This is a genomic window from Legionella taurinensis, from assembly GCF_900452865.1.
Classification (GTDB): Bacteria; Pseudomonadota; Gammaproteobacteria; order Legionellales; family Legionellaceae; genus Legionella_C; species Legionella_C taurinensis.
Genome location: NZ_UGOZ01000001.1, coordinates 2,030,831 through 2,043,028, shown reverse-complemented (window position 1 = coordinate 2,043,028; position 12,198 = coordinate 2,030,831). Strand labels below are relative to the sequence as shown.

The following is a 12,198-nucleotide window of genomic DNA, read 5'->3' as shown; positions in this document are numbered from 1 at the left end:
GGCAGATATAGCTTCTTTCAAGGACAATTAATTATTTGAGTTTACAATATGGATATTAATAAAGTGATTGATGATTTTCAATCGGCAATGCTAATTCAGGGATTTAACCCACCTGTACCTATAATTTGTGATGGAGAAATCCATCGATTTCATATAAACAATCACAAGCCGGGAACTACTAATGGCTGGTATGTTTTATTCAATGGTGAGTTTTGTGCTGGGGTATTTGGTGACTGGCGTACAAATCGTAAATGCATTTGGACTTTTAAGAATACTCGCTATATGAGTATGAATGAGCGAGCAGAATATAAACGCCACATGAATAATGTAAAACGTTTATACAATGAAAAAAAACTCATCGAGCAACAAGAAGCATCAAATTTAGCTGAAAAAAGATGGAATAGTTACTCTTCAGCTAGTTTTGACCATGCGTATTTAGTTAGTAAAAAGATTGCTCCGTTTTATGCCCGCCAAACGGGTAAATTGATTGTGCTGCCTATTGTTGATGTTCAAAATACAATCAGAAGTTTGCAATATATCTCCAAAGATGGCGTAAAAAAATTCCTATCAAAGGGAGCAATACACGGCAATTTTATACCGGTGAATAATTACCTCATAAATACTAATAAAATATTAATTTGTGAGGGTTTTGCGACGGGTGCAACTTTGGCTCAACTGGAACCAAAATTTTGTGTTATTGCTTCTTGTAATTCAGGAAACCTTCAACCTGTGGCTCATAATATTAGAAAAAAATTTCCTCAAGCAAAAATCATTATATGTGCTGATGATGATCGCCTAAACCCTGATAATCCTGGTTTAACACACGGGAGGCTTGCTGCTATTAAATCCGGTAGTTTATTAACTAAGCCGAAATGGCCAATAGGGGCTCCTCAGCATTTAAGTGATTTTAACGATCTAGCGTGTTGGTCTCAAGATGAGGGGATATCCTATGTCTAATAATCCACAAGAAAAATATAAGGGAACTCAGGGAACTGAGAGAACCATCAAGCCATACAAGCAATATAGGGGTTCCTCTACAGAGAATCGACAGCAAACTGGAGGGACTAATTTACCTGGTTTGGAGATTATTTGTCCACTAGATACCCCTGCTGATAAATTAAATCGGCCCAATGTTAAACGACCTTCATTTCAAACTCATGATGATTGGTTTCAAATTGAGGATAAGCAATTGAAACCTGGCTTGTATTACCACAACTTGGATAAATACAACAATCCTGAAGATTTATGGATTTGCAGTCCTATTCATGTTGATGCATTTACTTGTAATGAGCATGGGGGTGATTGGGGAATTCTGTTAAGGTTTATCAATCCTGATGGTCAATGGAAAGAATGGGCTATGCCGAATTATTTACTCAAAGGAGCGGGTGAAGAAATTCGTGGGGAACTACTTGCAATGGGAGTCCGCATTGCTCCAGAATCTACACGACTTTTCTTGAGATGGCTTTCCAGTTGCCATTCGCAAAATCGCATGGTTGCAGTTGGAGTAACTGGCTGGCACAAGCACCATGATAAACTTGTCTTTGTTATGCCTAACAAAGTGATTGGAGCAGAGGGGGTTCGTTTCCAATCGGATCATGCTATCCAAGATGACTTTAAGTCTAAGGGCACTATTACTGAATGGAAAAATCAGGTTGGCCGTTTATGTAGGAATAATCCTATTTTGCTTTTGGCGGCCTCATGCGCATTTGCAGGTGCATTGTTGAAATTAGCTAAACTCCAAGAGGTTGGAGGATTTGGTATTCATTTAATGGGTGATTCAAGCCAAGGTAAAACGACTGCATTACAAGTTGCTTCCAGCATATGGGGCTCACCCGCTTTTATGCGTACTTGGAGAGCTACAGCGAATGGTTTAGAGGCTATCGCTGCATCCAGAAATGATACTTTCTTACCTTTAGATGAAAGTGGCGAATGTGAGCCTCGTGAAATTGGCATTGTTATTTATGCCTTAGCTAATGGTATCGGTAAGCAACGCGCCCGCCGTACTGGAGCTATGCGAGAAGCAAAGCGTTGGCGAATAAGTGTATTATCAAGTGGTGAGTGTTCTATCAATATTCATATGGGGGAGGCTGGCAAACGAATCAAGGCAGGCCAAGAAGCAAGATTACTTAATGTACCCGCAACTAAGCGCACTTATGGTGCGTTTGATGATTTACATGATATGCCTGACGGGCGTACTTTCGCAGATAATTTAAAGCGTGCTACTAGCAATCAATTTGGTCATACAGGACTGGCTTTTGTTGAAAACCTGATAGCTGAGGATATCCAGCATCTACCAGCTTTATACGCAGAAATTTGTGATTCAAACGCTTTTTTTTCTAATGATGGGGTGGCATCTCGTGCTGCAGGTATATTTGCATTGATAGGATTTGCTGGTGAGTTGGCTACTAAATATGGCTTAACTGGATGGGAGACGAATGAGGCTTTAAATGCATCTATAATGGCTTACCATTCTTGGCATGAATTTAGGGGCGAGGGTAAAACAGAAGATCGCCAGATATTGAATGCTATAACAAATTTTGTACTGAAACATGGTGACTCCCGCTTTTCTTTATTCAGTGATGCAGAATCAATTAAAAACAGGGCTGGATGGTGGAAAAATAGCATCAGCGGACGAGTCTATATGTTTTCTTCCGATGCTATTCAAGAGGCAGCCCCTGGGTTTGATCTTCGAAAAATATTGGATACTTTGGAGGAAGTTGGCTGGCTTGTTGAGCGAGATAAAGATAAGCGGGCAAAAAGCGTAAAACTTAATGGAGTAACTGCTCGCTTATATCACATATGTTTTGGTCATAGCGAAAACACATAAGCTTTAGAAAAGTTAAGTTTATAATTGTTCCCTCTGGTTCACTTGGTTAATACAAGAAGGAGGGAATAAAATGCTTATAAATCAGTATGGTTCCCTAAGTTCCTTGAGTTCACTTCAGTTTTACTTATACCGTCATTCACCTCAAAAATTAGATAATTTTCCATCAACAAAGGATTTGTCTCCGTAAACTCCCTTTTTTTATAGTGTTACCCTTCAATTACCAGCTTGTTAAAAATTGAATTTTTCATAGAAACTTGAGTTTGCATAAGTTATCTTTGATAATCATTAGCTTTATTTATTATTAAATACTGAAAGGGGTTCATTATGAACACAGCAGTAGATAAATGGATTTCAGTAGATGGAGTTGCAGAATATTTGGGTGTTTCCTCTGTAACTATATACAGATGGCTTGAAAAAAGCCGTATTCCTGCTCATAAAGTAGGGAAACAATGGCGATTTAAATCCAGTGAAATTGATGAATGGGTTCGCTCTGGAAATGCTGCTGAACAGAATACAGATCCAACTGATTTAGTTGAGAATAAATAATAGGACGTATCAATGTTAGAGAATATAAAAAAAACGCTCTGGTCAACAGCCGATAAATTGCGTGCAAATATGGATGCTGCTGAATATAAGCATATTGTACTGGGTTTGATTTTCTTGAAATATATTTCCGATACTTTTCAAATGCGGCGTGATGAACTGAGTTTGCGCTTTGTCGATCCAAATGATGATTATTATATCCCCGATGCAGATGCTGAAACCCTTGCTCAAGAATTAGAAGATCGTGATTATTATAAAGTGGTCAATGCTTTTTGGGTCCCAGCAGCAGCCCGTTGGGAAAGCCTTCGTTCAAGGGCTAAACAAGCTGATATAGGCAAGTTAATTGATGATGCACTATCTCTGATAGAGGCAGACAATCCCAAACTTAAAGGGATTCTGGATAAACGATATGCTCGTGCTCAATTACCCGATGGCAAGTTAGGAGAATTAGTTGATGTAATCTCTTCCATTGGTTTTGGTGCTGCCAATGAAAACGCAAAGGATTTACTTGGCCAAGTATACGAGTATTTCCTCGGCCAATTTGCCAGTGCTGAAGGTAAAAAAGGCGGACAATTCTATACTCCTGCGAGCATAGTACGCACATTGGTTGCTGTTTTAGCACCTCATGAAGGCAAAGTATACGATCCATGTTGTGGTTCGGGTGGCATGTTTGTTCAATCTGAGAAATTTATTGAGGCTCATGGTGGCAAATTAGGCGATGTATCTATTTATGGGCAAGAATCAAACCCAACCACTTGGCGTTTGGCAGCAATGAATCTTGCTATTCGTGGTATCGATTTTAATTTTGGCAAAGAACCAGCAGATTCATTCACTAAAAACCAACATCCAGATTTACGCGCTGACTTTGTATTGGCTAATCCACCCTTTAATATTTCCGACTGGTGGCATGGTAGCCTCGAGAGCGATCCACGTTGGGTATACGGAACACCCCCACAAGGCAATGCAAACTATGCTTGGTTACAGCATATGTTGTATCACCTAAAATCTAATGGTCGTGCGGGAATTGTATTGGCAAATGGTTCTATGAGCTCAAGCCAGAATAGTGAAGGTGATATCCGCCGCAAGATGGTAGAGGCTGATGTAGTGGAATGCATGATCGCTTTACCTGGCCAATTGTTTTTTAACACCCAAATTCCAGCCTGTTTATGGTTTCTTGCGAAGCAAAAATCAATCCGTAAGGGCGAAGTATTATTTATCGATGCTCGTAAATTAGGAACGATGATTAGCCGTTCTCAACTCGAACTCACTGATACTGACATTCAGAAAATTGCAGATGTTGTCCATGCTTGGCGAGCAGATGGTGAAACCAATTCAGACTATTCTGATATTCCAGGTTTTTGTCGCAGTGTCACTTTGGCTGAAATAGCAGAACATGGGCATGTATTAACACCTGGTCGTTATGTAGGTGCTGAAGCGGTTGAGGATGATGACGAAAGCTTCATGGAAAAAATGCAGCATCTCACTGAAAAATTAGGTGAGCAAATGGCAAAGGGAGCCGAATTGGATGTCATTATTCGTAATAATTTGGCCAAACTTGGATTTGAGATTTAAATCATGAACGAACAGAAGAATATAGCTCAAAATGTTGAGTACAAAAAATGGATTACTGATTTAAGATCCAAGTTAAAGCAAGCTCAGCTTAAAGCGGCTGTTACAGTTAATCAGCAGCTATTAATGTTCTATTGGGATCTTGGAACAGATATTATTGAGAAGCAGAAGATCACCGTTTGGGGGGAAGGACTTCTCAAACAATTAAGCCGCGATCTGATGAGTGAATTTCCTGATATGAAAGGATTTTCAGAGCGAAATCTTAGGCTTATTCGCCAGTGGGTACAGTTCTGGATTGAGAGCTCTGCAAATTGGCAACAAGCTGTTGCCGAATTAACGCAAATTCCTTGGGGCCACAATCAAGTCATTATTAATAAATGCAAAAACGCTGAGGAAGGGCTTTATTACATTAGAAACACAATCGAATATGGCTGGAGTCGAAGTGTTCTAACACATCAAATTGAAAGTAATCTCTGGCAGCGTGAAGGAAAGGCACTATCTAACTTCACCAAGGCGCTCCCATCCCCTCAGTCTGATTTAGCGCATCAAACCTTGAAGGATCCTTATGTCTTTGATTTCTTACGTCTAACCAAAGGGTATGATGAAAGAGATCTGGAGCAAGGATTGATTGAACATATTACCCAATTTCTTTTAGAGCTCGGCGCAGGCTTTGCCTACATCGGCAGACAAGTACCGCTGCAGGTTGGCGAACGTGAATTCTTTATAGACTTATTGTTCTATCATACTCGACTTCACTGTTACCTAGTTGTCGAATTAAAAAATGTAGATTTTGAACCTGAGCATGTGGGTAAGTTAAATTTTTATATCAAAGCGGTGGATGCACAATTGCGACGCCAAGGTGATGAACCTACGATTGGTCTTCTGCTCTGCAAAAGCCATGATAAATTAGTCGTAGAATATGCTCTTAGCGATGTTAATAAGCCTATAGGAGTATCCGAGTACCAGATTACTCAATCGTTGCCTGAAGAGCTTAAATCTAGCTTACCTACAGTTGAAGAGATTGAGGCTGAATTTAGTGGGGAGGTAAGCGATGATTAATTCTTGTCAAGTGAAAATTTGGCCAAATTTTATTTTAGTATCCTTAATAGCTGATAAGGTGGGTATTAAATATGGAATTTAATACCCAAATGCTTGAAGAACTGTGCGATAAAATTATTGATTGCCCACATTCCACACCAAAATGGACATCTTCCGGTGTTATTGTCTTAAGAAATCAGAATATAAGAAATGGAAGATTAGACTTATCATCTGCAAGTTTTACGGATGAGCTACATTATCAATCAAGAGTTAAGCGAGCTGCTCCACAGCCCGGAGATATTGTTCTAACTCGCGAAGCTCCGATGGGTGAAGTCTGCATTGTTCCTGAAAATCTCCGATGCTGTTTGGGGCAACGCCAAGTATTATTAAGGCCCAAAAAAGAAGTTAATGAAAACTATCTCTTCTATGCGCTCCAATCATCGTATGTCAAGAATCAAATTTCATGGAGTGAGGGCACCGGTTCTGTAGTTAGCAATTTACGAATTCCGCTTATCAAACAATTAAAAATTCCCCGATTTGATAAAGCTCATGAAGTCTTCATAGCGACTTTAATGTCAAAAATTGATAAGAAAATAGATCTTAACCGTCAAACAAATAATACATTAGAATCCATAGCCCAATCTCTTTTCAAATCATGGTTTATCGATTTCGACCCTGTATTCGCTAAAGCACAAGGCTGTCAACCTGAAGGATTGGATGCAGAAACAGCAGCACTTTTTCCTGATGGTTTTGAGGAGTCAGAGTTAGGTGTAATTCCAAAGGGGTGGAAAGTTACTTCTCTCAGTGAGATAACTTCTTATCTTAGTCGAGGAATTTCCCCAAAATATACTGAAAATGGCGGAGTTACCGTAATAAACCAGAAATGTATACGAGATAATAGAGTCGATTTAACCAAAGCTCGTAGACACGATTCAACACAAAGAAAAATTACTGGTCGTGAGTTGCTACTTGGTGATGTATTAATAAATTCAACAGGGATGGGTACACTAGGACGAGTTGCACAAATTATCTCAATAGATGAACCATTAATTGTGGATTCCCATGTGACGGTTGTTCGTGCTGCAGAATCATTAAGTTGGAATTATCTTGGATTACTTCTTTCTAGACGTCAGATAGAAATCGAACAGTTAGGTGAAGGTTCAACTGGACAAACTGAGTTAAGTCGTCAAATGCTTGCTAAACTTATGCTTATTGCTCCACCTGCCGATATACTTGCTGCATTTGACTCAATAATCATGCCTGTTCGGGAACAGTGTGCCAATAATTTGAAGCAAGTTATGACCTTGACTTTGTTACGAGATAAATTGCTACCTCGTTTGATCTCGGGGCAATTGCAACTAGTTGAAAGTGAAGAAGTACTAAAGGAATGTGTATGACCAATATTGGAAAGGATTTTCTTGCAGATGCATTATTGCGTCATAATTACTTACCTTTTCAACGCAGATTAAAAGAAGAACTTCCACCTATTTTCTCAACAGAAATGCTCAAGAAAGATATTGCGGAATCACTATCTTTGATTGATTACAAAAGGGCAAAAGAATTCCAGGGTTATGATCAGGTTGAGTACAACTTAACACGATTTAATAATATCAATCGTATTCTATCAATACCCCATCCAGTATCTTATTCAAGGCTCTGTATTTCTATTTGTGAGAACTGGGATAAAATTGATTATATTTGCAATAATATAAATAGCCAAATAAAGCCAATGTCTCATGATGATGGGCGTATCATAATAATGAATGGATATAATGATCCTTCTTTAAAATTTCGCAAAACCATCGACAATTCATTTGGAAAGTTTTATAGAGTTAACACTGATATATCTAATTTTTTTCATAGTATATATTCCCATGCAATTCCATGGGCACTGGTGGGATTATCTGAAGCCAAAAAGAATACAAAGAATGGTTGGTACAATGATTTTGATTACGCAATTAGACAAACCAAGCGTAATGAAACCCAGGGTATAGCTATTGGTCCTGCAACTTCCAGTATTATTTCTGAAATTTTACTTGATAGTATAGATAAAGCACTGAGTGAAGCTGGCTTTGATTTTATTCGGTATGTTGATGATTATACATGTTATTGCGAAACCGAAGAAAAGGCTCAAGAATTCATTCGTACTTTATCTAAAGAGCTTGCAAGATATAAGCTGACACTCAATATCAGGAAAACATTGATTACAAAGCTACCCATTCCTATTAATGATGATTGGACTACAGAGTTACATACAAAGAACACTCATGCAGATTCTATGAACTCCTATCAAGTCATTCACTTCTTGGATTTTGCAGTAAGATTGTCCAAGGCGCATCCGGAAAGTAGTGTATTAAAGTATGCAGTAGCCGTTATTAGTAAGAAAAAATTTAGCGAAATAGCCAGTAGGGATATGATGCACTACGTTTTGACTTTAGCTTTTCATCAACCAGCCTTATTGCCAGCTTTATATTCATTAATTGTTAGACATCAAAGTTCCTTTTTAGGTAACGATTTAATTATCAACAAGCTAATTCTTATCGTCGAAGAGAATGCAAAAAATCACCGATCAGATGGCATGTGTTGGGCAATATTTTATTTATGTTTGTTGAAGGCAGAGATACCACAAGAAACTTTGGACAAAGTGATAAAAACAAACGATGTTTTTTCTATACTGGCTTTATATTATGGCGGTAATCATAATGAAAGAATTGTAGAATATTGCAATTCATTAGATAAGCAAGATTTATATGAGTTGGATAGACACTGGATACTCCTTTATCAGCTATTTTTTGATGGTACTTTAGCTAACCCTTATAAAGATGGTGCATTTGAGCTTCTTAAAAAGCAAGAAATTAATTTCCTATTGCCTTTAAAAAATGTGCTTCCAAATAATGAATTGGAGCTCCTTGATGACTGAAGACAAACTCGAGCAAGAGATGCTAACCTGGCTATCTGAAATTGACTATAACCATGTTTATGGCCCAACCATTGCCTGTGATGGTGAAGCCCCAGAACGCAGCAACTATCAAGACATATTGCTAATAGAACGTTTACGAAGGGCTATCAACCAACTAAATCCTGAAGTTCCACCAGCAGCTCGCGAAGATGCCTTACAACAAGTACGCGATTTAAATACGCCAATCCTATTATCAGCCAATCGTCGCCTACATCATTATTTAGTAAATGGTGTTCCCGTACAGTATCAGAAAGACGGCGAAACTCGAGGTGATTTTGTTCGTTTAATTGACTTTGAAATACCATCAAATAACGAGTGGCTGGCTGTTAATCAGTTCTCTATCAAAGGTGAAAAACACACCAGACGACCAGATATCCTTTTGTTCATTAATGGGTTGCCATTGGTATTAATTGAATTAAAAAATTCGGCTGATTTAAACGCGGACATAGGAAAGGCATTTAATCAAATCCAGACCTACAAAGAACAAATTCCAGATATCTTTCAATATAATGAAATTTTAATTATTTCAGACGGCAGTGAAGCGCGTATGGGCTCACTCTCTGCCAATATGGAACGGTTTATGTCTTGGCGAACTATTGACGGAGTGACGCTTGATCCACTAGGCCAATTTGGGGAGCTTGAAACGTTGACACGTGGCATACTTGCCCCAGCTTATTTTTTAGATTATCTGCGATTCTTCATCTTGTTTGAAGATGATGGAGAACTTGTCAAAAAAATTGCAGGATACCATCAGTTCCATGCGGTACGTGCTGCTATCCAACAGGTGATCACTGCGTCACGACCAGATGGTAATAAAAAAGGGGGCGTTGTTTGGCATACCCAAGGAAGTGGTAAAAGTATTACCATGACTTGTTTTGCCGCGAGAGTGATGCGCGAAGTGGCGATGGAAAACCCTACTATTGTTGTTATTACCGATCGTAATGATTTAGACGGACAGTTATTCGGCGTTTTTTCGCTTGGTCAGGATTTGCTGCGTGAGCAGCCTGTGCAAGCTGAATCGCGGCAAGATTTGCGTGCCAAATTAAACAATCGCCCATCGGGTGGGATTGTGTTTGCTACTATCCAAAAATTCATGCCTGGTGAAGATGAAGATATTTTTCCTGTCTTGTCTGATAGACGTAATATTGTTGTTATTGCTGATGAAGCACATCGGACTCAGTATGGATTTACAGCAGAGCTTAAGGGCAAATCCGGCCAAGAGAAATATAATGTGGGATATGCGCAGCATTTACGGGATGCCTTACCCAATGCGACTTTTGTAGCTTTTACAGGAACCCCTGTTTCAAGTGAAGATCGTGATACTCGGGCAGTGTTTGGCGATTACATCCATATCTATGACATGCAACAAGCTAAAGAGGATGGGGCAACAGTTGCCATTTATTATGAGTCTCGACTTGCCAAGTTATCTTTAAATTCAGATCAAATTCCAAGGCTTGATGATGACGTTGATGAATTAGCAGAGGATGAAGAGGATAGCGAGCAAGCAAAGCTGAAATCCCGCTGGGCTGCTTTAGAAAAAGTAGTCGGAGCAGAGCCTCGCATTAAACAAGTAGCCGCTGATTTAATTAATCACTTTGAAGAGCGGAATAAAGCTCAATACGGTAAAGCGATGATTGTAGGTATGAGCAGAGACATCTGTGTTCATCTCTATAATGAGATTATCGCCTTACGACCTGAATGGCATAGTGACGATCCAACAAAAGGTGCAATAAAAGTTGTTATGACTGGATCAGCCAGTGATAAACCTTTACTACGCCCCCATATTTACTCTAAGCAAGTACGTAAGGATCTTGAGAAACGATTTAAGAATCCAGAGGACGAGCTGCGCTTGGTCATCGTTCGTGATATGTGGTTAACAGGTTTTGATGTTCCCTGCGCCCATACGTTATACATTGATAAGCCAATGAAAGGCCACAATCTTATGCAGGCAATTGCCCGAGTAAATCGTGTCTTTGGAGACAAGCAAGGTGGTTTGGTTGTTGATTATATTGGTATCGCTAATGATCTGAAGAAAGCCCTGAAAGACTACACAGCAAGCAATGGTCATGGCAGGCCAACCGTTGACGCATATGAAGCTTATGCTTTATTAGAAGTAAAACTTGATGTACTGCGCTCAATACTACATGGTTTTGATTACAGTAGTTTTCTAACCAGTGGCCATAGCCTCCTTGCAAAAGCCGCTAACCATGTATTGGGTGTAGATGATGGTAAAAAGCGCTTTGCAGATACAGCCTTAGCCATGTCTAAAGCCTTCAGCCTATGTTGCACCTTAGATGAAGCGCGAGCTGTTCGTGAAGAAGTAGCCTTTATGCAGGCGGTAAAAATAATCCTGACCAAGCGTGATATTTCAGCCAAAAAGCGAACTAATGAAGAGCGTGAATTGGCTATCAGGCAGATAATAAGTTCTGCTGTAGTATCTGATGAAGTGGTTGATATCTTTGATGCTGTGGGTTTGGATAAGCCTAATATAGGCATTCTTGATGAAGAGTTTCTTGCTGAAGTACGAGAGTTGCCTGAGAGAAACTTAGCGATTGAATTGCTAGAGCGTTTGCTTGAAGGTGAGATCAGAACCCGTTTTGCTACTAATGTAATTCAGGAGAAAAAATTCTCAGACTTATTGGTTAGTACCATAAAGCGCTATCAAAACCGTGCTATTGAAACAGCTCAAGTAATGGAAGAATTATGTGAGATGGCCAAAAAATTCAAAGAAGCGGTTAATCGTGGAGACGAATTAGGTCTGAATGAGGATGAGTTAGCTTTTTACGATGCATTGGCTAATAATGAAATATCAGTTAAAGAGTTAGGTGATGAAACCCTCAAGAAAATAGCACATGAACTCACAGAAAATCTACGTAAAAATGTCAGTGTCGATTGGTCAGTTCGGGAGAGCGTGAGAGCTAAATTACGCTTGATGGTTAAACGTATTTTGCGCAAGTATAAGTATCCTCCCGATAAACAGGAACAAGCAGTTGAGTTGGTTTTGAGACAGGCCGAAACATTAAGTGTTGCTTGGAGCTAACATATATTATTGAGACAGGATGATGCCCCTCAATCAGTTAGATTTTGTTTTCCAAAAATCTCAATATTTCACTATAAATTTATTTTCTCAAGAAATATTAAATAAAGCCGAAATTTATTTATTATTGTAATTTTATTTTCTTTTTTGGGAATCAATTGAAAGTTCTTAATTTGGGAACTATAATATCATAAAGAATTAAAATAAACTTGTTGGGGTAACTCA

The 12,198-nt window shown here is 39.0% G+C and carries 8 protein-coding genes; all 8 read left to right on the top strand.

Annotation, left to right across the window (positions count from 1 at the left end; translation table 11 throughout):
• The first annotated feature begins 48 nt into the window (after positions 1-48).
• The 8 genes from DYE45_RS09440 to DYE45_RS09405 all read left to right on the top strand — a co-directional run bounded on the left by DYE45_RS09440 (position 49) and on the right by DYE45_RS09405 (position 11,976).
• Positions 49-957 carry a toprim domain-containing protein gene (locus DYE45_RS09440; protein WP_115300825.1) on the top strand — a complete coding sequence of 303 codons (909 nt, stop codon included), beginning with the start codon at positions 49-51 and terminating at the stop codon, positions 955-957.
• Complete coding sequence (locus DYE45_RS09435; protein ID WP_115300824.1) at positions 950-2,827, top strand: DUF927 domain-containing protein; 1,878 nt, start codon at positions 950-952, stop codon at positions 2,825-2,827. Before DYE45_RS09440 ends, DYE45_RS09435 begins: the two co-directional genes overlap by 8 nt.
• Positions 2,828-3,151: 324 nt before the next feature.
• The gene (locus DYE45_RS09430; protein WP_115300823.1) at positions 3,152-3,373 is read left to right on the top strand and encodes a helix-turn-helix domain-containing protein; all 222 of its coding nucleotides are present in this window, start codon (positions 3,152-3,154) and stop codon (positions 3,371-3,373) included.
• 12 nt (positions 3,374-3,385) lie between these two features.
• Positions 3,386-4,942 (top strand): class I SAM-dependent DNA methyltransferase, encoded by a 1,557-nt coding sequence (locus tag DYE45_RS09425; RefSeq protein ID WP_115300822.1) that lies wholly within the window; start codon positions 3,386-3,388, stop codon positions 4,940-4,942.
• Positions 4,943-4,945: 3 nt separating this feature from the next.
• Complete coding sequence (locus tag DYE45_RS09420; RefSeq protein WP_115300821.1) at positions 4,946-5,998, top strand: PDDEXK nuclease domain-containing protein; 1,053 nt, start codon at positions 4,946-4,948, stop codon at positions 5,996-5,998.
• Between the two features lie 71 nt (positions 5,999-6,069).
• The gene (locus DYE45_RS09415; RefSeq protein ID WP_115300820.1) at positions 6,070-7,374 is read left to right on the top strand and encodes a restriction endonuclease subunit S; all 1,305 of its coding nucleotides are present in this window, start codon (positions 6,070-6,072) and stop codon (positions 7,372-7,374) included.
• Positions 7,371-8,897: an antiviral reverse transcriptase Drt4 gene (drt4, locus tag DYE45_RS09410; RefSeq protein WP_160160711.1), complete on the top strand. Its 1,527-nt coding sequence runs from the start codon at positions 7,371-7,373 to the stop codon at positions 8,895-8,897. The genes DYE45_RS09415 and drt4 overlap by 4 nt, the downstream gene beginning before the upstream one ends.
• A complete protein-coding gene (locus DYE45_RS09405; RefSeq protein ID WP_115300818.1) occupies positions 8,890-11,976 on the top strand; it encodes a type I restriction endonuclease subunit R in 3,087 nt (1,028 codons plus the stop codon). The genes drt4 and DYE45_RS09405 overlap by 8 nt, the downstream gene beginning before the upstream one ends.
• Positions 11,977-12,198 lie beyond the last annotated feature (222 nt).

Bases quoted from the DNA above. Each gene is read 5' to 3' on its own strand.
- DYE45_RS09440 (WP_115300825.1), top strand. From the start codon at position 49: ATGGATATTAATAAAGTGATTGATGATTTTCAATCGGCAATGCTAATT.
- DYE45_RS09435 (WP_115300824.1), top strand. From the start codon at position 950: ATGTCTAATAATCCACAAGAAAAATATAAGGGAACTCAGGGAACTGAG.
- DYE45_RS09430 (WP_115300823.1), top strand. From the start codon at position 3,152: ATGAACACAGCAGTAGATAAATGGATTTCAGTAGATGGAGTTGCAGAA.
- DYE45_RS09425 (WP_115300822.1), top strand. From the start codon at position 3,386: ATGTTAGAGAATATAAAAAAAACGCTCTGGTCAACAGCCGATAAATTG.
- DYE45_RS09420 (WP_115300821.1), top strand. From the start codon at position 4,946: ATGAACGAACAGAAGAATATAGCTCAAAATGTTGAGTACAAAAAATGG.
- DYE45_RS09415 (WP_115300820.1), top strand. From the start codon at position 6,070: ATGGAATTTAATACCCAAATGCTTGAAGAACTGTGCGATAAAATTATT.
- drt4 (WP_160160711.1), top strand. From the start codon at position 7,371: ATGACCAATATTGGAAAGGATTTTCTTGCAGATGCATTATTGCGTCAT.
- DYE45_RS09405 (WP_115300818.1), top strand. From the start codon at position 8,890: ATGACTGAAGACAAACTCGAGCAAGAGATGCTAACCTGGCTATCTGAA.